Below are 23863 nucleotides of genomic sequence, written 5' to 3'. Positions count from 1 at the left end.
TCATCGACGCGTCCTCGGGTCCAGGACGCCGTACATGACGTCCACGATGAAGTTGGCGATGAGCACCGACACGGTGATCATCAGGAAGAGGGCCTGCATGAGCGGGTAGTCCTGCCCGATCACGGCGTTGAACAGCAGGTAGCCGATGCCCGGGTAGCCGAAGACCTGCTCGACCAGGACGGAACCGCCGACCACGCCACCGAGCGCCAGACCGAAGCCGGTCAGGTTCGGCAGGATCGCGTTGCGGGCCGCATAGCGGATGGCCACGGTGCGTCCGCGCAGGCCGTTGGCCTCGGCGAAGGTCACGTAGTCGTCACCGAGGGTGTTGATCATCGCGTTGCGCATGCCGATGATCCAACCGCCGAGGCTCGTCACCAGGATCGTGACCGCCGGCAGCACCGCGTGCTGCAGTGCGTCGCCGAAGAAGGCACCGTTGAGCCCGGGCGTCGTCGTCGCCGAGTAGGCGCCCGTGGTCGGGAACCAGTGCAGCACGTAGCCGAGGAAGAACAGCAGCAGCAGGGCGGTCCAGAAGTACGGGAACGTCGACATGAAACTCCCCGACAGGGTGGGCAGCGAGTCGAGCCAGGTGCCGCGCTTCCACGCCGCCGCGACACCGATCAGGGTGCCGAGGACGAACGCCAGGATCGTGACGACCCCGACCAGGATCAGCGTGTACGGCAGGGCCTTCGACACGAGGTCGCCGACGGGCTGGGGGTAGAACGTGTAGCTCGTGCCGAAGTCGAGGGTGACGACCTGGTGCAGGTAGCTGACGTACTGGTCCCAGAGGTTGCCGGTCGGCACCCCGAGCTGGGCCTCGATGGCCTTCTTGGTGGCGTCGGTGACCGGGCCGTTCTGGCTGAGCTTCGCGAGTGCGGCGTCGGCCGGGCTGCCGGGCATCAGACGCGGGAGCACGAAGTTCAGCGTGACCGCGGCCCAGAGGGTCAGGACGAAGAGGACGAGTTTCTGGAGGATGTACTTCACTTCTGGTCCTCCTGCTGCTCGGCGTTCTGCTCCTGCAGGATCTGCTTGCCGGCGGCGCTGTCGCGGAGCCGGAGCTTGGTGAAGATGAGCAGCGGTGCCGAGTCGTAGTTCTGCGGTGCCATGTAGGGGTCCTTCGCGCTCGGCCAGCCGACGAACTTGCCGGTGTTGAACAGGCCCCAGAGCCCGCCGTAGTACATGCCGATGACGGGGAGCTCGTCGTAGACGGTCTGCTGCAGCTGGTCGAGGATCTCCTGCTGCTTCGCGGTGTCCGTCGTCGCCTTGTACTCGTCGAGGAGCTTCTGGGTGTCGGCGTTCTTGTACCGCTCGTAGTTGTTGACGGTCGACTTGCCGACCGGCTGGTAGAACTCGCTGCTGAGCAGGGAGTTGAACGCCTGGTAGACGTCACCGTTGCCCATGCCGCCCATCGCCATGTCGAACGTGCCGTTGTTGATGTTCTGCTGGTACCCGGCGGGCTGCGGCGCCTGGATCGTCACCTTGATGCCGATGGCCGTCAGTTCGCGGCGGACCTCCTGCGCGGCGCGGAGCCAGTCGGAGTAGCCGTTCGCGGTCATGATCGTGATCGCGAGCTGCTTGCCGTCCTTGACGACCTTGCCGCCCTGCACGGTGTAACCGGACTTCTCGAGGCTGGCGAGTGCCGCCTTCGTGTCCTGGGTGATCATGCCCTGGTCGGGGATGTCCGGGTTGAGGTACCGCTCCTGGTTCGGCAGGATCAGGCCGGTCTGGCCCGCCGCCGACAGGTTGCCCTCGGACGCGGTCTCGGCGATGGCGTCGCGGTCCAGCGCGAGCGAGATGCCCCGGCGGACGTTGACGTCGTCGTACGGCGCCTTCGTCAGGTTCGGGATGAGGCCGATCACACCGCCGGCCGGGAACCACCACTCGTTCGTCTTCGACGCGGCGCCCCAGGTGCCCTTCACGTCGGAGATGAACGAGTACGCCCAGTCGTAGCCGCGGGTGACGGTGTCGAGCTGCGTGTTCGTCGCCGGCAGGATGAGGTGCTTGATGGCGATCTTGTCGGCCTGCCAGTACTCCGGGTTCTTGTCCATCGAGTACTGCTGGTCGGTGTAGTTGCCGAGGACGAACGGCCCGGTGCCGACCGGGTTCGGGTCGCGCCAGGTCGTCGGGTCCTTCACGCCGCCCCAGTGGTCCTGGCCGAGGATGTAGGTCTGCCCGATGATCGTCAGGCTCGGGACGTCCTCGCTCTTGAGGTGGAAGACGACGTGGTCGCCGTCCTGCTCGATGCGCTCGATGTGCTGCCAGGCGCCCTTGACGTCCATGGCCGGGAACTTCTTGAGCAGGTCGAAGGTGAAGACGACGTCCTTCGCGCTGAACGGCGACCCGTCGGACCACTCGACACCCGAGCGGATCGTCATGTCGATGGTCTTCGCGTCGGGCTGGCTCCACGCGCTGGCGAGCCACGGGTTGCGCTTGCCGTCGAGGGGGTTCACCTCGATGAGGGGCTCGTACATCCACTTGGAGGCCGTGCGGGCGTTCGCGATGTACGGGTTGAAGTTGCGGTCGAACAGCGGGTTGCCGCGGTCCGCGTTGATGAGCATCGTGTCCTTGCCGATGGTGGGATCGGGTTCGGAACGGACCTGGATGCTGCAGCCGGTGGCCACGAGGGCCACTGCGGCGAGGCCGGCGATGGCCGCGACGAGGCGGCCTCGGCGGCGGGGGCCTGGGTCACGCGTGCCGCGCGTGCGCTGTGGGGGAAGCGTCATTGCTCGGTCGACCTCCATGTCGAGTCGGTACGTGCTCAATGTATGCGCTTACATCGCGGCGTGCAAGCGCGGGTGTTGTTTCGCGGGGCGGCACGGTGCGAGGGCGTCGCGTGTGGTGCGAAGCGTCGCACGCCTACAGCGCGGGCGGGCAGCTCTCGCGCAGCAGCACCTCGACGGGCAGGCGCACGGCGCGCGGCGGCCCCTCGCGGCGCTCCAGCCGGTCCACGATCGCCAGGACGGCAGCACGGCCGAGCGCCCCCATCGGCTGGTGCACGGTCGTCAGGCGCGGCGACGAGAACCGACCGGCGTCGATGCCGTCGAACCCGGTCACGACGAGGTCCTCGGGCACTCGGAGGCCCCGGGCAGCGGCGGCGTCGAGCACCCCGAGCGCGGACTGGTCGTTCGAGCAGACGACGGCGCGCGGGACGTCGTCGGCCAGCAGCGACACCGCGAGCTCCCGCGCACGAGCCCGGCCGAAGTCGCCGTGCACGATCCGCACCGACGAGGCCGGCACCCCGTGGTCGGCCAGCGCCGCGCGGAACCCCGCCGAGCGCTCCATGTCGTCGGGCGAGTCGATCGGGCCCGCGACGTACGCGAGGGACCGGATCCCCAGGCGCCCGATCACGTGCGACGCCAGGGTCCGCATGCCCGCGGCGTTGTCCACGCTCACCGAGTCGAACCCGTGCGAGCGCCGGTCATCGGCGAGCACCACCACCGGGATGCGTCGGGCGACGTGCTCGAGCAGGTCGTCGGGCACGGTCTGCGCCAGCACGGCGAGCCCGTCGACCCGGCCGGCGACGTCGTTCACGATGACGTCGCGCGACGACCCCCGCCCGGCGGCGACCATGAGCGCGAGCCCCCGCTGCCAGGCCTCGGTCTCGGCACCGCGCAGGACCTCGTCGAAGTACAGGTTGGACGAGAACGGCTGCGTCACGTGCCGCCGGTCGTCGACCACGCGGACGCCGCCGTCGGTGACCAGGTCCGGCCGCTCGTCGGGCACCACGTCGAACCCTGGCAGCAGCAGTCCGACGACGCCGGTGCGCTTGCCGGCGAGGGCACGGGCGTTGCCGGACGGGACGTACCCGAGGCTCCGGATCGCCGCCTGCACGCGGTCCCGGGTGCCTTCGCGGACGGCGTCGGGCGTGCGGAGCACGCGTGAGACGGTGGCGATGGAGACGCCGGCTGCGGAGGCGACGTCGTAGACCGTGGGAGGTGCGGTGCGCTGGTCGGCCAACCCGTGCCTCCCCTTCGACGTCCGCTGGTGCCGCGCCTCGCGCTGTGCGGCCGGACCATCCTAGGCATGCCGTGTCCCGGGAGTTCTCCACACGGCGCCGGAAACGCTTGCGGGACAGCGGGGGTCGCGCGACACTGTTCCGACCTCAGTACGTCCCGTGAGGAAGCGCACCAGCGGGCCGCGTGCCCGCACCGATCAGGTTGCCCACACGCAGGGGAAGGACACGAGATGTCACAGTCGACACGTTCCGGGAGCAAGCTCGCACTCCGCGCGAGCCACGACGAGGCCGAGGTGCGCGACGCGCTGCTCGAGCGCACGGATTCGATCCGCACGTTCGACGATCTCGACGCGCCGCAGGAGACGACGGACCTGCGCTAGCGGCTCGCGCCCGGCCTCCCCCGGACACGGTCAGGAGGCCCGGGCAGCGCCCGCAGACCGCTCACTTCAGCGCTCGTCACCTCAGCGCTCGGTCGCGCCACGTCAGCGCTCGGTCGCGCCCACGATCGTCATGCCCGCCCCGCGCAGGCGTCGGCGCTCCTGCGCGATCCAGCTGAGCAGCCGGTCGTTCGTGCCGGCCACGTGGGCGGCCACGAGTTCCGCTGCGCGGTCCGCGTCACCGTCGCGTACGGCGTCGATGATGGCGCTGTGCTCGTCCCACGCGGCGTCGCGCGCCTCGGGCGTGCGGACCTCGATCCAGCGCGTGCGCTCGAGTCGCGTCAGGGCGTCGGCGATGGCGTCGGTGACGAACCGGTTGCCACCGAGTGCGGCGAGGTCGAGGTGGAACGTCGACCCCATCCGGATGCCGGCCTGCTGGTCGGGGGTGGGCTGGAGGGCGTCGAGGTGCCCGCGGACCTCCGCCAACTGCTCCGGCGTGGCGCGCTGGACGGCCAGCCGCACGGCAGCGGGCTCGAGGATGCCGCGGAGCTCGGCGAGCGAGGCGATCTCGTCGAGGTCGATCGGGGTGACCGTCCACGAACGACCCTCGTGCAGGATGAGTCCCTCGCGCTCGAGCCGCGACAGTGCGGCGCGGACCGGCGTGCGCGAAGCGTGGAACCGTGCCTCGAGCCCTCGCTCCGAGATGCGCTCCCCCGGTGCGATGTCGAGGGTCAGGATGGCTGCGCGCAGGTTGTCGTAGAGCTGGGCCGTCTGCGACACGGGCGCGGCGTCGGTCGTGTCGGTCACGGCGGACAAGCCTAGCGGCGTGACGGCGGGAATGGTATACCGTTCTGGTATACCAAACCGTTCCGCGACGGAACGACGACGAACGGCCGAGACGACCCATGCCCACGACCGACGCTCCGCAGCGATCCACCACGACGTCGCCGGTCTCGGCCCGCGCCTGGACGATGCTCGCCCTCGGGGTCGCGGCCCAGGCGGCGGGGACGCTCGTCGTGTCCGCCCCGGCGCTCCTCATCCCCCACCTGCTCAGCCGCGGCACGTCCCTGCCGGTCGCCGGGGTCCTCGCCGCCGCTCCGACCTTCGGCATGGTCCTGACACTCATCGCCTGGGGCGCGATCACCGACCGGTTCGGCGAGCGCGTCGTCATCGCCGGCGGCCTCGTGCTCACCATGCTCGCCGTGGTCGCCGCCTGGCTGGCTGCCGGTGACCCGGTGCTGCTCGGGTTGGCGTTCCTGGCCGGCGGCATGACGAGTGCCTCGACGAACGCCGCGAGCGGTCGGGTCGTGGTGGGGTGGTTCCCGAAGGAGCGCCGGGGACTCGCGATGGGCATCCGACAGATGTCGCAGCCGCTCGGGGTGACGCTCGCGGCGGTCACGGTGCCGCAGCTCGCCGAGGGCTCCGGGATCCGCGCGGCCCTGGTCCTGCCGATCGTGCTCTGCGCGGTGCTCGCCGTCTGCTGCGCGATCGGGATCACCGACCCGCCACGCCCTGCCCGGGCCACGGTGGCGACGACGGCGACCGCGAACCCCTACCGGTCGAGCGGCTTCCTGTGGCGGGTGCACGCGGTGTCGGTCCTGCTCGTGGTGCCGCAGTTCACCCTGTCGACGTACGGGCTCGTCTGGCTCGTGGGCCTCGGCTGGTCGACACCGGCGGCCGGGATGCTGGTCGGCGCCGCGCAGTTCGTCGGGGCGATCGGCCGGATCGTGGTCGGTGGCTGGAGCGACCGGGCCGGGTCGCGCGTCGGCCCCCTCCGGATCGTCGCGGTGAGCGCGGCGGTGGTGATGGCGGTGCTCGCGGTCGTCGACGCGACGCACCTGGCCGGGGCTGCGGTGTTCCTGGTGCTCGCGACGAGCGTGACGGTCGCCGACAACGGGCTGGCCTACACGTCGGTCGCCGAGGCGGCGGGTCCGTTCTGGTCGGGCCGGGCGCTCGGGGCGCAGAACACCGGGCAGTTCATCGCGGCGAGTGCCGTCGGTCCGGGCATCGGCGCCCTGGTCGGTGCGCTCGGGTTCGCGGCGTCGTTCGGCATCGTGGCGGTGCTCCCGCTGCTCGCGGTCCCGCTGGTGCCCCGCCGCGACCGTTCGCACGACTGACCGCTCGCGCGACTGACCGCGAGCGACCCCGTCAGTCGCACCGCCCGTCGCGCTCGTCAGCCCTGTTCGTGGTCGGCGCGCTCGGGGTCGTCCTGGGAGTCCCGGCGGCGGTCCTGCATGAGCTCCTTCGTCCGGAGCAAGCGCAGCGCCGTCACGAGCACCAGCCCGCCGAGGACGTTGAACAGCAGCGTGTACCCGAACCAGCCGAGCCACTGCCCGTAGGTGATGTCCGCGCCCGACTGGATCGCCCCGAAGACGAGCAGCGAGTCGAGGATCGAGTGGAAGAGCTGCAGCCCGGCGAGGAGGAAGCCTCCGGCGACGGCGGCGACGAGCTTCGCGGGGTCCGAGTCGGTGCCCTGCTGCATCCGCGTCATCAGGGTGATCGTGCTGCCGCCCAGGACCGCCAGCACGATGCTCTGCAGTCCGAACGGCGCATCGACGTAGTGGTGTGCCGACTCCGAGAGCGTCACGTGCCACTGCGGGAACGCCTGGACGACGAGCCACATGAACACCCATCCCCCGGCCAGGTTCGCCACGAGGGTGCCGCCCCACAGTCGAACGAGCTGCAGCACGGTCCCCTCGCGGGCGACCACGGCCGCGACCGGCATCAGGAAGTTCTCGGTGAAGAGTTCGCTGTGCGCCAGGTGCAGCGCGATGAAGCCGATGCCGAAGGCCAGCCCGGCGAGCAGGTGGCTGTCGGTCTCGGTGAGCACCGCCAGGTACGCCATCACCCCGAGACCGACCTCGAGGCCGCCGAAGAATCCCGTGACGAGGACGGCCCGGGTCGTCCGTTGCAGCCGCTCCGCGCCCTCCTCGATGGTCGCGTCGAAGGACTCCGCGAGTTCGTCCTCCACGGGTGCGTCGCTGGTGCCGAGCTCACGTCGGCGGTCGTCGGTCATGGCCGGGACGCTATACGCGGCCGTCGCGGCGGCCCGCAGGATCGCGCCGAGACGGACGCCAGGCCCGGTACCAGCTGGCACCGGGCCTGGCGTCCGTCGTCCGGTCACCGCTCAGGCGGCCGGCACCGCCGGTCCCACCGGCCACCGCAGCAACGCCGCGGCGGGCGCACCGTTCGGCAGCGATGCGGCGTTCACGAGCAGCAGCTCCGCGTCGGTGAGGGCGACCGCCCGGACGATCGCGCACACGGCCGGGACCGGTCCGATGACCGGTGCACCCGCCGCCTGCTCGGGTGCCGTGGCGATCCACGGCACCGCTCCGAGCGCGAGCAGGGTGCGGTCGCCGATCGCGGCGGCGTCGATCGCGACGACCGAGGCCTGCGCCTGCTGCAGCGCCTCGACGACGGACCCGAGGCCGGCGACCGTCTGGTTGTCCCCGCGGCCGACGTGCGTGCGGAGCAGGTCCTCGAAGTCGTGCCGGCGGGTCGCGATGACCCGGGCGAGCGCGATGTCGACGTGCTCGACGAGCGCGGTCTCCGACGCATCCGATGCCCGGGTGTCGACCGGGACCTCGGAGACGACGGCGCGCGCCTCGGTGGACAACTGGTCGAGCAGGAGCCCCCGTGCGCGGATGTCCCCCGCGACCACGATGAGCTTCGGCTGCAGCCGCCGGAACGCCTCGTCGACGGCCGTGGCGACCTCGTTCTGGTTGTCGCGCCAGATCTCCTCGGTGTGGTGCTGCCACCGCAGGTGCGACCAGCCGCCGCCCTGGAACTTGTGGAGCGTGTCGGTGCGGCCCTGCACGCGCTGCTCGTCGCGACGGTCCGGCACGTCGGCGTGACCCAGACGGTAGGCGCGGTAGCCACCGCCCTCGCGACCGACCTCGACGATCAGGAACGGTAGGTCGAGCGGCCGGTGCGCCAGGAGCGGCAGCAGGTCGGGCACGGGGTCGTGGCCGATCGACGTCGGGGCGTGCATCGCCCCGGGCAGGACCTCGCTGAGCACGAGCTCGCCGTCGTGCACGAGCACGTACCGGCTCACGGGCGCCGGCACCCCCGGCGTCTCCTCGAGCTCGGCCATCACCGTGTCGATGACCTCGGCGTCCGCCCCGGCCGACCGCAGCACGTCCTCGGCCTTCCGACGCTGCAGGGCGGCCAGGTGCTGCGGGTCCTCACGGTCACCGGACGCGTCGACGTAGGCCCACGTCCACGTGCCCCCACGCTTCAGGCGTTCGGCGATCCCGGACTGCAGGTGCGGGGCGTCATTCTGCGTCAGAGCCATCGGTGCTGCCCTCCCCGGTCTCGGTGCGGTACACGGTCGCGTCGGCTCCATCGCCCTCGCCGGTGGGCAACGGGTCGGCACGGTCGGCGTCGTCCTCGGGCAGGACGTCGGTGGTGTCGTCCTGCAGTTCGCCCTCGAGCTCGCCGTCGTAGCCCGACGCGGCGAGGGTCTCCGGGTCGTCGGTGTCGTCGGGAACCGGCTCGGACTGCCGGAACTCCTCGACGTGGGCGTTGCTGCCGTGCCCCTGGACGATGCTCTGCGCCTCGTGCGCGAGCTGCTCGTCGAGTTCGGGGCGATGGGTGGTGTTCCCGCGTTCGGTCATCGCTTCTCCTCCCGGTCGTGCCACCGGCGGCCTTCGCCGTCCGGGGCGTCGGTGTCTGCTCTGTGACCCCACCGTCCGCGCCTGGGCCTGGGGCCGTTCCAAGGTGCGCCGGGAATGCGCAGTGTCGGTACGGTCACGAAACCACAACGGCATTCGGTTCTGTGGTTGGGTGTGGACAACCCCGATCAACGACGAACGGAGTGCGGCAATGGCGCCACGACCACGACCCATCACGAGACGACACCTGTTGGGCTTCGGCCTCGGCACCGCGGCGGCGGGACTCCTCGCCGGCTGCGCGGTCCCGGGCTCGACCAACGTCAACAAGGCGGCCCTCGTGCCCGCCGCGGCCCCGGGTGAGGCCGTCCAGCTCACCTACTGGGCCTGGCTCAAGGACCTGCAGAAGGTCTGCGATGTCTGGAACGAGACGCACCCGGACATCCAGGTGACCGCGAACTGGATCCCCGGCGGCAACAGTGGCGGGTACCAGAAGATGTACTCCGCGCTCGCGGCCGGCGGCGGCCCGGACATCGGGCAGGTCGAGCTCCGGCAGATCCCCGAGTTCATGCTCGCGAACGGCCTGGTCGACCTGGCCCGGTACGGGGCGAAGGACTTCGAGTCGGAGTACGACGAGGCCGCATGGGCGCAGGTGTCGTTCGTCGACGGCATCTACGGCATCCCGCAGGACACCGGCCCCATGGGCTTCTACTACCAGACCGCGATCCTCGAGCAGGCCGGCGGCGAACCCCCGACGACGTGGGACGAGTGGCGTGACCTGGCCGACAGGGTCCGGAGCACCGGCAAGCAGAACTACCTCGAGGTGTTCCCGGTCGCCGACGCGTCGCCGTTCGCCGCGTACGCACAGCAGGCCGGCGCGCGCTGGTTCAAGGTCGACGGCGACGAGTGGGTCGTCGACATGACCGACGACAAGACCCTGATGGTCGCGGACTTCTTCGACGGGGTCATCGACGACGAACTGGTCGACACGAGTGCCGGCGCGTACTCCCCCGGGTGGTACGCCGCGGCCGCGAGCGGCAGGATCGCCGCGGTCACGAGCGCGAGCTGGGGTGACGCCCTGATCGAGTCGGTGCAGGGCGGCGAGGGCAAGTGGAAGGTCGCCCCGATGCAGAAGTGGGGCGCCGACGGCTTCGGCTCGAGCGCCATCGGCGGTTCGACGGCCGCCGTGCTGGCGAACGCGAAGCACCCGAAGGAGGCGCTCGAGTTCATCACCTGGATGACCACCTCGAAGGCGGGGATCGACGCGATGATCAAGTACTGCGGCATCGGCTGGTCGCCCGCCGTCGACTACATCGGGGCGCAGCGCCAGCAGCCGTCGAAGTGGTTCTCCGGCCAGAACTACAACGAAGAGGTCTTCGTGCCGGCATCCCAGGAGCAGAACGTCGAGTGGTCGTGGTCCCCGGTGACCCAGTCGGCCTTCACGTCGCTGCAGAACCAGTTCCGCCGCAAGATCACCTCGGGCCTCAAGCTCAGTGACGCCGTGGAGCTCGCACAGCGGGAGATCGTCCAGTCCTTCAAGGACAAGGGCCTCAGCGTCAGGACGGCACGATGACCCAGCAGACCACCACCCCACGGTCCACCGGTCGACCGGCCGGCGGCACCCCCGCGTTCCGCACCAGCACGAAGGCCACGAGCGCGCAGAAGCGTGCCCCGTGGATCCTGCTCGCTCCGTTCCTGGCCCTGTTCCTGCTGACGTTCGTCATCCCGATCATCAGCGCCCTGTTCCAGTCGTTCACCACCGTCGACCGCGAGGGCCTGTTCGGTGAGGACGGCGTCGTCGGCCGGTTCGCCGGGTTCGACAACTACGCGATCGCCCTGCAGGACAGCGGGTTCGTCGCCTCGATCGGCCGCATGCTGCTCTTCGGCATCGTCCAGGTCCCGGTGATGATCATCGCCTGCACGATCCTCGCGCTGTTGCTGGAGTCGGCGAGCGCCCGCTGGCCGGGCTTCTTCCGCGCGATCTACTTCATGCCGTACGGCGTCCCCGGCGTCATCGCGACGATCCTGTGGTCGTTCCTGTACGTGCCCGGGCTGTCACCGATCGTCGCCGGGCTGCAGTCGATGGGGCTGCAGCCGGACTTCCTCGGCGCCAACAGCGTGCTGTGGTCGATCGCGAACATCGTCACCTGGACCTACACCGGCTACAACATGCTCATCATCGTGGCGCAGCTGAAGTCCATCCCCGGCGAGGTCTACGAGGCCGCGAAGGTGGACGGCGCGAACGCGTTCCAGGTCGCGTGGCGGATCCAGATCCCGCTCATCGCACCGGCCCTGGTGCTCACGACGGTGTTCTCGATCATCGGCACGCTGCAGCTCTTCGCGGAGCCGCAGATCCTGTCGACCGTGGCCCCGGCGATCGACACCGAGTACACGCCGAACTACGCCGCCTACACGAACGCGTTCGCGTTCAACGAGTACGGCGTCGCGAGTGCGCAGGCGGTCATCATCGCCCTGGCCGCGTTCATCCTGTCGTTCGCGTTCCTCGCGCTGACGAACCGGCCACCCAAGGACGAACGCGACCGGCGCAAGCGTGCACGGCGCGACGGCCGGGAGGCCCGCACCGCGCTCCGGACGCGCGCTGCGGCGGGCAGCACGGTCACCACCCAAGCCGACCCGGGCCTCCACGCCGGTCGCGTCGCGACCACCGAAGGGACTGACCGATGACCAGCGAAGCCATCGAAGCGCCGGCCACGGCGAAGTCCGCCGTCCCCGTGGACACCACGTCGATCTCGGCGCACCAGCGCCGCAAGCTCGACCGGTCCCCCAGGTCGCAGATCGTCGTGACGGGGATCCTCGTCATCGCCGCGCTGTACTTCCTCGTCCCGCTCTACTGGGTGATCATCGCCGCGACGAAGACCACGGGGGCGCTGTTCTCCACCCCCGGGTTCTGGTTCGGTGGCGAGTTCGCGCTCTGGAGCAACCTGCAGCAGGTGTTCACCTACGACGGCGGCATCTTCGTGCGATGGATCGCGAACAGCGTGCTGTACTCCGGCGTCGGTGCGGTCCTGGCGACCTACTTCGCCGCGGCCGGCGGGTACGCGTTGGCGAAGTACGACTTCCGGGGGCGTCAGTTCGTGTTCGGCACGATCCTGGGCGGCGTCCTCGTGCCGGGGACCGCGACGGCGCTGCCGCTGTTCCTGCTGTTCTCGTCGATGGGCCTGACGGACACGTACTGGAGCGTGCTCATCCCGAGCCTGGTGTCGCCGTTCGGCCTGTTCCTGTGCCGGGTGTACGCCGCCGCGTCGGTGGACACCACCCTGCTCGAACAGGCACGCATCGACGGTGCCGGTGAGCTGCGGATCTTCCACACCGTGGTGCTCCGGCAGATGACCCCGGCGCTCGTCACCGTGTTCCTGTTCCAGGTGGTCGGGATCTGGAACAACTTCTTCCTGCCGCTCATCATGCTGGCAGACCAGAAGCTGTACCCGATAACACTGGGGCTGAACAACTGGCGCTCGCAGGTCGACCGCCTGCCGGAGTTCTACCAGCTCACCACCGGCGGGGTGCTCGTCTCGGTCATCCCGCTCGTCATCGCCATCATCGTCCTCCAGCGCTTCTGGCGTGGAGGCCTCACGGAAGGATCGGTCAAGGGTTGACCCACTCCGCACTCTCGTCCACCGCACCCGGCTCCGACTCGCGGCTGGCACCCCGTGCCTGGCTGCACACCGACGCCCCGTCCCTGTCGCTGAACGGTGACTGGCGGTTCCGGTGGTCGCCCGTCGCCTCGGTCTCCGAGGACTTCGCGACCGACGGTGGGGAGGACGACGACTCGGCCTGGGGCGAGCTGCCGGTGCCGTCGCACTGGGTGCTGCACGGGCACGGGGCCCCGAGCTACACGAACCTGCAGTACCCGTTCCCGATCGACCCCCCGCACCCGCCGGAGGAGAACCCGACCGGCGACCACCGCCGCACCTTCGAGCTGCCGTCGTCGTTCGACGGTGCCGACCGGGTGCTGCTGCGGTTCGACGGGGTCGAGTCGCACTTCCGGGTGTGGCTGAACGGGACGCTCGTGGGGTGGTCGACGGGCTCCCGCCTGGCGACCGAGTTCGACGTCACCGAACTGGTGCGCCCGGGAGCGAACGAGCTCGCGGTCCGGGTGCACCAGTGGTCGGCGGCGTCCTACCTGGAGGACCAGGACCAGTGGTGGCTACCCGGCATCTTCCGTGACGTCACCCTGCTCGCACGACCCACGGCGCCGATCGACGACGTGTTCGTCCAGGCCGGCTGGCGGGCGACGCTCGGCACGGCGGCCTCGGCGGGCACCGCGGCGTCGGGACGGCCGGAGACGGGGACCGGCACGATCACGTTCCCGGCGCTCGAAGCGGTGTTCCCGGTGCGGTTCGCGGTGCCCGACCTGGGCGTCGACGTGACCTGGGCAACGGCGGACGACGTCGCGCCGATCGAGGTCGAGGGCGTCGAACCGTGGAGCGCGGAGCTGCCGAAGCTGTACGAGGCAACGGTGTCGACCGGCTCCGCGGCGACCGGCGCGTCCGCCGGCTCGGGCGGTGAGACCGTCTCGCTCCGGCTCGGGTTCCGCACCGTGTCGATCGTCGGCGACCGGTTCCTGGTGAACGGCGAGCGCGTGGTGTTCCACGGCGTGAACCGGCACGAGACCCACCCCGTGCGCGGCCGGGTCTTCGACGAGGACCACGCCCGCGCCGACATGGCACTGATGAAGCGGAACAACGTCAACGCCATCCGGACCTCGCACTACCCGCCACACCCCCGCGTGCTCGACCTGGCCGACGAGCTCGGGTTCTGGGTGATCCTGGAGTGCGACCTGGAGACCCACGGGTTCATCTTCACCGACTGGGTCGGCAATCCCTCCGACGACCCGGCGTGGGCCGCCGCGTACCTCGACCGCATCGCACGCACCGTCGAGCGCGACAAGAACCACGCCTCGATCGTGATGTGGTCGCTCGGCAACGAGTCCGGCACCGGCCGGAACCTCGCCGCGATGTCGCAGTGGGTGCACGCCCGCGACCCGGAGCGCCCCGTGCACTACGAGGGCGACTACACGGGCGAGTACACCGACGTCTACTCGCGGATGTACCCGACGCTGCAGGAGACCGAGTCGATCGGCGGCGGTACCCCGACGCCCCTGCTCGGCTGCGGCCCGGCCGAGGCCGCACGGCAGCGGTCGAAGCCCTTCATCCACTGCGAGTACGTGCACGCGATGGGCAACGGCCCCGGGCAGATCGCCGAGTACGAGGCCCTGGTCGACCGGTACCCACGGCTGCACGGCGGGTTCGTGTGGGAGTGGCGGGACCACGGCCTGCTCGCGAAGACGCCCACGGGCGAGGACTACTACGCGTACGGCGGGGACTTCGGCGAGGTCGTGCACGACGGCAACTTCGTGATGGACGGCCTGGTGCTGCCCGACGACACCCCGACGCCGGGGCTCGCCGAGTTCGCCGCCGTCGTGGCCCCGGTCCGCCTGGCGGTCTCGGACACCACGGTGCTGGTCGAGAACCGGTACCACTCGGCCTCGACCGCCGGGCTCCGGCTGTGCTGGACCCTGTCGCGGAACGGCGTCGTCGAGGCCTCGGGGCGCCTGTCCACGGGCATCGTCTCCGCACGTGAGTCGGCGACGGTGCCGGTGCCCTCGGAGGTGCTCGACGCGGCCACGTCCGAACTCGCACCCGGCGACGAGCTCTGGTTCGACCTGACCGTGGAACTGGCGGGGCCGACCGCGTGGGCGGACACCGGCCACGTCGTGGCACGCACCCAGCGGCTCGTCGCGGCGCGCGCGGCGGACGCACCACGGGCCTCCCGGCAGGGGTGGGACGGCGACCGACTCGGTGACGGCACCTTCAGTGCCCGCGGCGACCTGGTGTCCTGGAAGGGCCACGAGGTCGCGGGGCCCCGCCTGGAGCTCTGGCGTGCGCCGACCGACAACGACAGCCTGGCGTCACAGGGCGGCTACGAGACCGCGGACCCGGTGCTCACGCACGGGGTCGGCGACCCGACCGCTCCCCCGTCGGCGTCGCGCTGGCGCGACCGAGGGCTGGACCGGCTGACGCACCGGCTGGTGTCGGTGTCGCGGACCACCTCCGGGCTGGAGCAGCGGGTCCGCGTCGCGGCGGCGAACAGCGGGTGGGGCCTCGAGGTCACGCACCGCTGGACCCTGACGTCCGAGGGGCTCGTGCTGCAGACCGACGCCGTGCCGTTCGGCGCCTGGGACGTCACGTGGCCGCGGATCGGGGTGCGGTTCGACCTGCCCGCGTCGCTGGCCGATGCGGAGGCCACCTGGTTCGGGACCGGACCGCTGGAGTCGTACGCCGATTCGAGTGCTGCGGCCCGGGTCGGCCGGTTCTCCGCGCCGGTGCGGTCGCTCGGGGTGGAGTACTCGCGGCCGCAGGAGACCGGGCACCGGCCGTCGCTGCGATCGCTGGCTGTCGGGCCGTTCACCGTGACGACGGTGGGGTCACACCGTGCGGGGTTCACCCTGTCGCCGTGGACCGCGCAGCAGATCGACCGCGCCGAGCACCCGTACGAGCTGCCGACGTCGGACCACCTGTACCTGTACCTCGACGCCGCGCAGCACGGGCTCGGCAGCCGGGCGTGCGGACTGGACGTGCTGCCGGAGCACCAGCTCTGGCCGCAGGCGTTCAGTTGGAGCGTGCTGCTGGGCTAGTCGGTCACGCGCAAAACACCGGTGTTCGCACGTTGCACACCCGCATCCCGCGGCGTGCAGTGCGAACACCGGTGTTTTGCGTGCGGGAGCTACGCGCCGGCAGACAGGGCGCGCAGGGCCTCGGGGTCGCTCGCGTTCAGGAAGTCGGTCAGGCGCTCCGCCTCGCCGGGCTCCTCGATCGCCTCGGCCGCACGGCGCAGGGCGAACAGCGCCCGCAGGACCCCACGGTTCGGCTCGTGCGACCACGGCACCGGCCCGACACCGCGCCAGCCGGCCTTGCGCAGGGCATCGAGCCCACGGTGGTACCCGACACGGGCGTACGCGTAGGACTCGAGGGTCGCGCCGCGCGCCCACGCCTCGTCGGCGAGCAGCGCCCACGCCAGGCTCGACGACGGGTAGGACACCACCACGCTGGCGACGGGGGCCTCCGCCTCGAGCGCGGCGGTCACCTCCGGCTCGGCGGGCAGCAGGGTCTCGGGGTTCGACGACGGGGTCGGCAACAGGTTCTCCGGCATGCCCCCAGCCTGTCATCCCTTGCGGGTGCCCGTGTCGCGGGATTACCGTGGAGGTCACCTCGTCGTCATCGCGGGGCCGCCGGGGCGGGAGACCGACCGGCGGAACGGATGGCGGACACGGGGGTCCCCCGACGGAAGCAGACGGATTGCTGTCGATCACCGGTACCGCTCAGCCCACGCGCTGACACCGTGATCGCGCGCCCCGTCGGGCGCTCCACCGCACCGCGGTGGCCTCGGTGTCGTGCGCCCAGCATCGACACCGGGAGACACCCGCATGCCCACCAGTCCGTCCGTCGTCCTGCACGACGTCACCTTCGCCTGGCCCGACGGCACCGTCGCGCTCGACCACCTCACCGCCGCCTTCGGGCGTGGCCGGACCGGCCTGGTCGGGAGGAACGGGGCCGGCAAGTCCACCCTGGTCCGGCTCGCGACCGGCCGGCTCCACCCCACGTCGGGCAGCATCGCGACGTCGGGTCCCGTCGACCACCTGCCGCAACGCCTCTCCCCACCGGCACGGCCTGATCGCCGCTGGCGCGTCGATCAGGAACCGGCGGCGTGGGCCCACGCCAGCGCGGACGACACCGTCGCCGACCTGCTCGGCGTCCGTCCCACACTCACCGCGCTCCGGGCCGTCCTGGCCGGCGAAGCCACAGCGGCACAGCTGGAGGCAGTCGGCGACGACTGGGACCTGGAGGAACGGGCCGCCGCGGTGCTCGACCGGGTCGGGCTCGACGGGACCGACCTCGACCGGCCGGTGTCGACGCTGTCCGGCGGGCAGTCGGTGCTCGCCGCCGTCGCCGGGGTGCGGTTGCGCGCCCGGCCGATCGTGTTCCTGGACGAGCCGACGAACAACCTGGACCGCCGGGCCCGCGGGCTGCTCCTCGACCTGGTCGACGACTGGCGCGGCACCCTCGTGCTCGTCAGCCACGACCGGGAACTCCTCGAGCACGTCGACGAGACCGTGGAGCTCCGCGCCGGGGCCATGACCGTGTTCGGCGGGACCTTCAGCGCGTTCGAGGAGCACCTCGCCGTGCAGCAGGCAGCCGTCGAGCGCGAGGTCCGGGTCGCCGAGCAGCGACACCGCACCGAGAAGCGGCAGCGCATCGAGGCCGAGACGAAGATCGCCCGACGCGCGAAGGCCGGCGCCGAAGCCGGCCGGTCGATGCCGAAGATCCTGGCCAACGAACAGCGGAAGAAGGCCCAGGAGACCGCGGGACGCCTCCGGGTCGCGCACGGGTCGGCCGAACAGCAGGCGCTGGCGACGGTCCGCGCGGCCGAGCTCCGCCTGCGTGACGACGAGTCGATCCACGTCACCCTGCCCGACCCGGAGGTGCCGGCATCGCGTCGGATCGCCACCCTGACCGTCCGCGGACGGGACGTCGTCGTGCAGGGACCGGAACGGATCGCCGTCACCGGGGACAACGGCGTCGGCAAGTCCACCCTGCTCGAGCAGCTCGTCGGCGATCCAGCCGCCCGGGAGCACCCGTTGCCCGACACCGTGGCCGTCGCCCACGTCGACCGGATCGCGTACTTGCCGCAGCGGAAGGACAGCCTGGACGACACCGCCACGGTGCTCGACAACGTCCGCTGGGACGCCCCGCACGTGCCCGTCGCCGAGGTCCGCAACCGGCTGGCGAAGTTCCTGGTGCGCGGGGACACCGTCGACCGCCCGGCCGGGGACCTGTCCGGCGGGGAGCGGTTCCGGGTGGCGCTGGCGGCCCTGGTGCTCGCCGACCCGCCCCCGCAGCTGCTCGTGCTCGACGAGCCGACCAACGACCTCGACCTGACGAGCGTCGACCAGCTCGTCGACGCGCTGCGGGCCTACCGGGGAGCACTCGTCGTGGTGAGCCACGACGAGACGTTCCTGGAACGGCTCGAGCTCGACGAACGGATCGAGCTGCGGTAGACCCCCGTCAGCGCCGTCGGGTCGGCCGGATCGCGAGCGACTCGACGGTGCCGCGCTCGGGCAGGTCGACGACGGTGCGGACCGCGGCGGCCACGTCCTCGGGGGCCAGGTAGTAGTCGGTGTCGTAGGACTCACCGAGCTTCGCCACGAGCTGCCGCTGCATGTCCGAGTCGGTCCGGCCCGGGTGCACGCTCGACACCCGCACGCCGTTCGCCCGCTCCTCTTCGCGCAGGGCGTCGGCGAAGGCCCGCAGCGCGAACTTCGACGCCGCGTACACGCCACCGCCGGGGCCCGAGTGGAACCCGGAGCCGCTGTTGATCGGCACGACGATGCCCCGGGCCGCCCGCAGTGCCGGGAGCGCCAGCCGGGTGAGCTCGGCGACCGCGAACAGGTTCGTCGCGAAGACCTGCTCCCACACCGCACGCGGGGTGTCGGCGACGGTGGTGCCCTGCTCGACACCGGCCGAGTGCACGAGGACGTCGAGCCGATCGGGCAGCGCCGGGACCTCGCCCGCGCCCAGGTCACCGACGAACGGCGCCGCGCTCGGCAGCTCCGCGACGAGGGCGTCCACGGCGTCGGCGGACCGGCCGCCCACGAGCACGTGGTGGGTGCGGCCGAGGTCGGCGGCGATCGCGCGGCCGATGCCGCGGGTGGCTCCGGTCACCAGGGCGACCGGACGGTTCTGGAGCGGTTCTGTCGTCACGTGGGCCAGCCTACGGAAGCCGGGCCGGGCCTCCTGTGCGGTGGCGACGACGCAGGACGGTCAGCGTGACGCCGGCGACGACCACCAGACCCAGGAGCGCCGCGATGCCCCACGGCGAGCCGGCGAGCGCCGCGACGACCGCCCAGAACACGGCGAGCCCGACCGTCGCGTACAGGAACGCCCACGCGACGCACCCCGGCACCATCGCGATCGTGTACCGCCACCAGGAGACCCGCGCCAGCCCCGCTGCGGCGTTCATCACCGTCTGCAGACCGACCACGACGAAGCTCACCGTCACGACGGGCAGCCCCCAGCGCTCGAGCAACGCCGAACCGCGACGGACGGCCGGCGACCGCAGCCAACCGCCCCACCGCGATCGGGACGCACCCGTCACCGCGAGCCGCGCGACCCAGTACGTGGCCTGCGCACGGCAGAACACGATCACGAAGAGCGCGAGGACGAGCCACCGGAACGGGAGCCCCTCGAGGAAGGACGGCACGCTCGCACCGTAGCGTCCCGACCCGGAGAGCGCCCGTCAGCGCCGGTCAGCGCCGGTCAGCGCCGATCAGCCGAGCGACGGTCAGTCGTCGTCGACGCCCTGGCGGATGCGGATGCCCTCGAGCACGTCCTGCGCCCGCTTCTCGTCCTGCTTCTCGATCTGGCGGGTGTCGCGCTCGGGGAGCTGAATGTCCTCCTCCGCCCGGATGCCGGCCTGCAGTTCGCGGCCCCGCTCGATCTCGGCGTCGAACTCGGCGCCGAAGAGCAGCGCGTTGTTCGTGATCCAGATCCACAGCAGGAACACGATGACCCCACCCAGGGAGCCGTACGTGGCGTTGTAGTTCGAGAAGTTCCCGACGTAGAACCCGAAGCCGACGCTCGCGATGATCCAGATGAGGAGCGCCAGGATCGAGCCGCCACTGACCCAGGTGAACTTCGGCTGCTTGACGTTCGGCGACCAGTAGTAGAGCACCGCGACGACGATGATCGCGATGACGAGCAGGATCGGCCACTGCACGATCGACAGGACGGTGACGGCCACGTCGCCGAGGCCGATGACGTCGCCGAAACTCCGGGCGAGCGGAGCGCTCACCAGGACCAGCAGACCGATCACGAGCAGGACGACCGTGGTGACGGTCACGCCGAGCATGGTCGGGCGGAGCTTCCAGATCGGGCGGCCCTCACGCACGTTGTAGATCCGGTTCATGGCACGGCCGAACGCGCCGACGTAGCCGGATGCCGACCAGAGGGCACCGACGATACCGACGATGAACGTGATGGGGGCGGCGGGCGAGCGGACGAGCCCCTCGACCGGGTCGCGGATCAGCTCGACCACCTGCTGCGAACCGATGTTGCCGATGATGTCGAGGAGCGTGTCGATCGTCTTCTTCGGATCCGACACCAGGCCGAGGATCGACACGACCGCCAGCAGCCCGGGGAACAGCGCGAGCACCGAGTAGTACGTCAGGCTCGCCGCGAGGTCGGTGCACTGGTCGCTCGTGAACTCGCGCAGCGTCTTCTTCAGCGTGTAGACGAGCGTCGGCTTCTTGAGGTCGCTGGGGTTGTCGGGCTTCCGGGCGTCGTCCGGATCGGGCTTGTGCTCTTCGTGCGCCATGTGACTACCCTCTCGCCTTCGCGGCCTGCTTCGACCGCTTGACCGCCTGCTTGCGGTTCTTGTTCGCCCGTCGCTGCACCGCCGCGATGCCGACCTGCTGCTTCACGCGGGCGCGGTGCGCCGGGTCCTGCTCGAGGGCTTCCTCGGCCGCCTTGGCCCGCGCCTTCCGACCCTTGCGGCCTGCCTGCGCCTGCTCCTTCGCCGAGGGGGCGTCGCCACGCGCACCGAACGGCAGCAGCGCGGTGAACGCCGAGTTCGCCGGCGGCGCGGCCAGGTGCCCGGCGGGGCGGTTCCGCAGCGCGATGCCGAGGACGATCGCCGCGACACCCGTCAGCCCGGTGATGCCCATCGCCACCAGGGGCGTGGGGTCACGGTGCCAACGCTGCTTCGTCTTGGCGACCGCGAGCCGCGTCCGGGCGGGCAGGTCCGCGCGTCGCTTCAGCTCCGTCACGGTGTCCGTGATGCCCTCGCGGGTGCGCACGTTGGCGAGCTCGAGCTCGGGCAGACTGTCCTTGGCCATTCCCCATTTCGTACACGTCCCACCCGGGATCGTGCCCAGCAGGCCGCGTCTACCGTGCCGCACATGCTCTTCCGGGACGCCGCCGAGGGGATCCACCGCCTCGAGATCGCACACACCAACACGTACCTCGTCGAGACCGGCGATCGGTTGCTCGTCGTCGACGCCGGGTTGCCCGCCGCGTGGCCGCACCTGCAGCTCGCCGTGCACGACCTGGGCTACACGCCCGACCAGGTCGAGGGGCTCCTGCTCACGCACGGGCACTTCGACCACGTCGGCACCGCCGCACGGATGCACCGCGACTGGGGCACGCCCGTGTTCGTCCACCCGGGCGATCGGCACCTCGCCGCGCACCCGTACTCGTACCGACCGCAGACGAACCGCTTCGGGTTCGTCGCGCTCCACCCGGGTGGTCTGCGCCCCCTGGGTCGGATGCTGCTGGCCGGTGCGGTCACGGTCGACGGCATCGCGGACACCGAACCGCTGGAGAGCCGCGCCGACGTGCCGGGCAACCCGTGGATCATCGAGACCCCGGGGCACACCGACGGCCACGTGGCGCTGCACTTCGCCGACCGCGACGCCGTGATCGCCGGGGACGCGCTCGTCACCTTCGACCCGTACACGGGCGGGATCGGACCGCGGATCGTGGCACCCGCGGCGACCTCGGACGTCGAGACGGCGGTCGCGTCGCTCGACCGGCTCGCGGACACCGAGGCGAAGCACGTGCTGCCCGGCCACGGGCCGGGCTGGTCGCTCGGCGTGCGGCGGGCCGTCGCGCAGGCGCGGCGGGTGGCCGGCGCCGCCTGAAGCGGCGTCCAGCTCGCGAGTCCACGCGCTCAGCGACACCCCACGGGCGCTCCGGCGCGTGGACTGTCGGTGAGCGCGAAAGGTCTCGAGGGGGGTGCGCAAGACGCCACCGACGCGTTGGGCGCGACCAGAGCCGGCCTGGAGGCGCGGTGCGGGCCCGCCCCGCGCCTCCAGGCCGTGGGTGGTTGCGGTCAGGACGGGACGACGACGTCCTCGGGCAGACCGGACGCCGCGGAGCGGCCGGCGGCCTCCATCAGCGCCAGGCTCCGCAGGTTGTCGCGCCCGCTCGTCTCGGGGGTGGGGCCGCCCTGCACCGAGCGGGCGAACGCCTGCAGCCCGCCCTGGCGGTCGGTGTGCGCGAGCACGGGGAGCTCGACCGGCTCGGCGACGTCGTCCTGCGTGCGGCGGACGGTGACCCGGTCACCGTCGACCGCGTTCGGCTCACCGTCGCGGCTCGTGAACCAGAGCTCACCGTCCTCGCCCTCGATGCTCCACTCGCCGGCCCAGGCGGTGCGCGGGCCACGGCTCAGCCAGCTGCCGCGGTAGTTGACCACCGTGCCGTCGTCGAGCTCGATGATCATCGAGGCGACCGCTTCGTCCTGGTACTTGCTGTAGGCGGGGTAGCTGGCCTTGGCGAAGACCCGGACTGCCTCTTGCCCGGTGATCATCCGGAGCAGGTCGAAGTGGTGGATCGCCATGTCGTTGATCATCGCGTGCGGGAACCGGTAGTGCGGGTACGTCTCGGCGGGCTGGTCGTTGTCCCACTGCCGGAAGTCGACGTTGATCGCGGAGACCTCGCCGACGACGTCCGCCTCGAGCATCTCCTGCACCACCCGCGGTGCCGGGTACCAGCGGTAGTTCTGGCTGACCTGCAGCACCAGGCCGAGCTCCTCGGCGCGACGGACCGCGGTGACGGCCTCGTCGGTGGTGTTGGCGAACGGCTTCTCGACCAGGACGTGCTTGCCGGCATCGAGGGCCTCGAGCGCGAGCGGCACGTGCGTCACGGCCGGGGCGGTGATGACGACGGCGTCGGCCTCGACCGCGGCGAGCGCCTCGGTCAGGGACCCGAACGCCGCGGAGGCCGGGAGCCCGAGGTCGGTCCGCACGGCCTCGAGCGTCGGCGCCGACGGGTCGACGATCCCGACCACCTGCACTTCCGACACCTCTGGGATGGCGGTGCGGGCCCAGTTGCCGCCCCACCCTCCGAGACCGACGTGGATGATCCGGACGCTCATGCGTGCACTCCTTCGTGACTGCCGTCGTGGCTGGTGACGCACCACGGTCGCCGCGGTGCGTGCGTCCAGTCTGTCAGTGCGTGAAGGCGTACGCGATGAGCGCCATCGTCACGATGAACCCCGCCAGGTAGTTGATCCAGAGGAACCGCTTCCACCCGGCGTTCGCGGCCTCGGCGCCCTGGTCCGTGATGTTCCACCACGGCAGCACGTTGAGCGCGTACGGCACGACGACGATCGCGGCGATCGAGCCCGGGAACGCCGAGAACAGCAGCGCGACCCCGGCGACCAGGTACGCGACGAAGGCCAGGCGGACGGTGGCCCGGGCGCCGATCACGGTCGCGACGGAGCCGATGCCCCCGGCGCGGTCGGCCAGGACGTCCTGCACGGCACCGAACGCGTGCGAGGCCACGCCCCACAGGAAGAACGCGATGCACACAGCGACGAGCTCCCCGGTCCAGTGCGGGCCGGCGAGGGCGAGGCCGTAGATCGCCGGCGACACGAAGTGGGTGCTCGACGTGAGCGAGTCGAGGAACGGCTTCTCCTTGAACCGCAGGCCCGGCGCCGAGTACGCGATGACCGCGAACACGCTGATCGCCAGGACGAGCCACGACCACGGCCCGTTGCCGCTGACCGCGCCGAGCACCACGAGCGCGACGAGGAAGGGGACGTTCGTGACGACGACGGCCCACAGCGTGGTGCGGTGGACGCTCTTGTCGAGCAGGGCGCCCTCGACACCGCCCTTCCGCGGGTTGCGCAGGTCGGACTCGTAGTCGAAGACGTCGTTGATGCCGTACATCGCCAGGTTGTAGGGCACCAGGAAGTACACGACGCCGACCAGGAACGCGACGAGCGAGAATCCTCCGCCGCCGTCGACGCCGACCCCGCTGCCGAGCAGGTACGCGGCGCCGAACGGGTAGGCGGTGTTCACCCAGCTGATCGGGCGCGACGACACGAACAGAGCGCGCATGGTC

22 protein-coding genes are annotated in these 23863 nt (G+C 71.2%); 8 read left to right on the top strand and 14 right to left on the bottom strand.

Annotation, left to right across the window (positions count from 1 at the left end; all coding sequences use genetic code 11):
• The 3 genes from DEJ27_RS01425 to DEJ27_RS01415 all read right to left on the bottom strand — a co-directional run bounded on the left by DEJ27_RS01425 (position 1) and on the right by DEJ27_RS01415 (position 3954).
• Positions 1-981, bottom strand: coding sequence for an ABC transporter permease (locus DEJ27_RS01425; protein ID WP_110858725.1), 981 nt, complete (start codon positions 979-981; stop codon positions 1-3).
• A complete protein-coding gene (locus DEJ27_RS01420; protein ID WP_258370279.1) occupies positions 978-2738 on the bottom strand; it encodes an ABC transporter substrate-binding protein in 1761 nt (586 codons plus the stop codon). Before DEJ27_RS01420 ends, DEJ27_RS01425 begins: the two co-directional genes overlap by 4 nt.
• Before the next feature lie 115 nt (positions 2739-2853).
• Complete coding sequence (locus tag DEJ27_RS01415; protein ID WP_110858723.1) at positions 2854-3954, bottom strand: LacI family DNA-binding transcriptional regulator; 1101 nt, start codon at positions 3952-3954, stop codon at positions 2854-2856.
• A gap of 228 nt (positions 3955-4182) precedes the next feature.
• On the opposite strand from DEJ27_RS01415, the gene DEJ27_RS17625 reads away from it, so the two are divergent.
• Positions 4183-4332 (top strand): hypothetical protein, encoded by a 150-nt coding sequence (locus tag DEJ27_RS17625; RefSeq protein ID WP_155896754.1) that lies wholly within the window; start codon positions 4183-4185, stop codon positions 4330-4332.
• Positions 4333-4434: 102 nt separating this feature from the next.
• Here DEJ27_RS17625 and DEJ27_RS01410 read toward each other — a convergent pair whose 3' ends face one another.
• A complete protein-coding gene (locus tag DEJ27_RS01410) occupies positions 4435-5136 on the bottom strand; it encodes a GntR family transcriptional regulator (protein WP_231564062.1) in 702 nt (233 codons plus the stop codon).
• 98 nt (positions 5137-5234) lie between these two features.
• On the opposite strand from DEJ27_RS01410, the gene DEJ27_RS01405 reads away from it, so the two are divergent.
• Entirely contained in the window at positions 5235-6446 is a 1212-nt protein-coding gene (locus DEJ27_RS01405) for an MFS transporter (RefSeq protein WP_110858722.1), read from the top strand.
• A gap of 56 nt (positions 6447-6502) precedes the next feature.
• Here the strand turns inward: DEJ27_RS01405 and DEJ27_RS01400 are convergent, their stop codons facing one another.
• The 3 genes from DEJ27_RS01400 to DEJ27_RS01390 all read right to left on the bottom strand — a co-directional run bounded on the left by DEJ27_RS01400 (position 6503) and on the right by DEJ27_RS01390 (position 8945).
• Entirely contained in the window at positions 6503-7345 is an 843-nt protein-coding gene (locus DEJ27_RS01400; RefSeq protein ID WP_110858721.1) for a formate/nitrite transporter family protein, read from the bottom strand.
• Positions 7346-7456: 111 nt separating this feature from the next.
• Positions 7457-8623 (bottom strand): Vms1/Ankzf1 family peptidyl-tRNA hydrolase, encoded by a 1167-nt coding sequence (locus DEJ27_RS01395; protein ID WP_110858720.1) that lies wholly within the window; start codon positions 8621-8623, stop codon positions 7457-7459.
• Entirely contained in the window at positions 8604-8945 is a 342-nt protein-coding gene (locus tag DEJ27_RS01390) for a hypothetical protein (protein ID WP_110858719.1), read from the bottom strand. The genes DEJ27_RS01395 and DEJ27_RS01390 overlap by 20 nt, the downstream gene beginning before the upstream one ends.
• Before the next feature lie 208 nt (positions 8946-9153).
• On the opposite strand from DEJ27_RS01390, the gene DEJ27_RS01385 reads away from it, so the two are divergent.
• Genes DEJ27_RS01385 through DEJ27_RS01370 form a run of 4 tightly spaced genes read left to right on the top strand, consistent with a single transcriptional unit; the run spans position 9154 to position 15597 of the window.
• On the top strand, positions 9154-10512 hold the full coding sequence (locus DEJ27_RS01385; RefSeq protein WP_110858718.1) for an extracellular solute-binding protein: 1359 nt from the start codon (positions 9154-9156) through the stop codon (positions 10510-10512).
• Positions 10509-11624, top strand: a complete 1116-nt coding sequence (locus DEJ27_RS01380; RefSeq protein WP_110858717.1) for a carbohydrate ABC transporter permease — start codon at positions 10509-10511, stop codon at positions 11622-11624. Before DEJ27_RS01385 ends, DEJ27_RS01380 begins: the two co-directional genes overlap by 4 nt.
• Positions 11621-12556 carry a carbohydrate ABC transporter permease gene (locus DEJ27_RS01375; protein WP_110858716.1) on the top strand — a complete coding sequence of 312 codons (936 nt, stop codon included), beginning with the start codon at positions 11621-11623 and terminating at the stop codon, positions 12554-12556. The genes DEJ27_RS01380 and DEJ27_RS01375 overlap by 4 nt, the downstream gene beginning before the upstream one ends.
• Complete coding sequence (locus tag DEJ27_RS01370; RefSeq protein WP_111090156.1) at positions 12553-15597, top strand: glycoside hydrolase family 2 TIM barrel-domain containing protein; 3045 nt, start codon at positions 12553-12555, stop codon at positions 15595-15597. Before DEJ27_RS01375 ends, DEJ27_RS01370 begins: the two co-directional genes overlap by 4 nt.
• 89 nt (positions 15598-15686) lie before the next feature.
• Here DEJ27_RS01370 and DEJ27_RS01365 read toward each other — a convergent pair whose 3' ends face one another.
• Positions 15687-16112 carry a DUF3151 domain-containing protein gene (locus DEJ27_RS01365; RefSeq protein ID WP_110858714.1) on the bottom strand — a complete coding sequence of 142 codons (426 nt, stop codon included), beginning with the start codon at positions 16110-16112 and terminating at the stop codon, positions 15687-15689.
• A 274-nt stretch (positions 16113-16386) separates the two neighbouring features.
• Here DEJ27_RS01365 and DEJ27_RS01360 point away from each other — a divergent pair, with 274 nt between their 5' ends.
• Positions 16387-18018: an ABC-F family ATP-binding cassette domain-containing protein gene (locus DEJ27_RS01360; protein WP_110858713.1), complete on the top strand. Its 1632-nt coding sequence runs from the start codon at positions 16387-16389 to the stop codon at positions 18016-18018.
• Between the two features lie 7 nt (positions 18019-18025).
• Here the strand turns inward: DEJ27_RS01360 and DEJ27_RS01355 are convergent, their stop codons facing one another.
• The 4 genes from DEJ27_RS01355 to DEJ27_RS01340 form a co-directional block, all read right to left on the bottom strand.
• Positions 18026-18721 carry an SDR family oxidoreductase gene (locus DEJ27_RS01355; RefSeq protein ID WP_110858712.1) on the bottom strand — a complete coding sequence of 232 codons (696 nt, stop codon included), beginning with the start codon at positions 18719-18721 and terminating at the stop codon, positions 18026-18028.
• Positions 18722-18731: 10 nt separating this feature from the next.
• Positions 18732-19220, bottom strand: a complete 489-nt coding sequence (locus tag DEJ27_RS01350) for a DedA family protein (RefSeq protein WP_110858711.1) — start codon at positions 19218-19220, stop codon at positions 18732-18734.
• A gap of 81 nt (positions 19221-19301) precedes the next feature.
• Positions 19302-20333, bottom strand: a complete 1032-nt coding sequence (locus DEJ27_RS01345; protein WP_110858710.1) for a YihY/virulence factor BrkB family protein — start codon at positions 20331-20333, stop codon at positions 19302-19304.
• A 4-nt stretch (positions 20334-20337) separates the two neighbouring features.
• Positions 20338-20853, bottom strand: coding sequence for a hypothetical protein (locus DEJ27_RS01340; protein WP_110858709.1), 516 nt, complete (start codon positions 20851-20853; stop codon positions 20338-20340).
• A 63-nt stretch (positions 20854-20916) separates the two neighbouring features.
• Between DEJ27_RS01340 and DEJ27_RS01335 the strand changes: the two genes are divergently transcribed.
• Entirely contained in the window at positions 20917-21657 is a 741-nt protein-coding gene (locus DEJ27_RS01335) for an MBL fold metallo-hydrolase (protein ID WP_110858708.1), read from the top strand.
• 191 nt (positions 21658-21848) lie between these two features.
• On the opposite strand, the gene DEJ27_RS01330 is transcribed toward DEJ27_RS01335, so the two are convergent.
• Positions 21849-22892 carry a Gfo/Idh/MocA family protein gene (locus tag DEJ27_RS01330; protein WP_110858707.1) on the bottom strand — a complete coding sequence of 348 codons (1044 nt, stop codon included), beginning with the start codon at positions 22890-22892 and terminating at the stop codon, positions 21849-21851.
• Positions 22893-22965: 73 nt separating this feature from the next.
• Positions 22966-23859 (bottom strand): prenyltransferase, encoded by an 894-nt coding sequence (locus DEJ27_RS01325; protein ID WP_111090248.1) that lies wholly within the window; start codon positions 23857-23859, stop codon positions 22966-22968.
• Between the last annotated feature and the right edge of the window lie 4 nt (positions 23860-23863).

The organism is Curtobacterium sp. MCPF17_018 (genome assembly GCF_003234135.1).
Taxonomy (GTDB): Bacteria; Actinomycetota; Actinomycetes; order Actinomycetales; family Microbacteriaceae; genus Curtobacterium; species Curtobacterium flaccumfaciens.
This window is presented reverse-complemented; position numbering and strand designations above follow the sequence as displayed.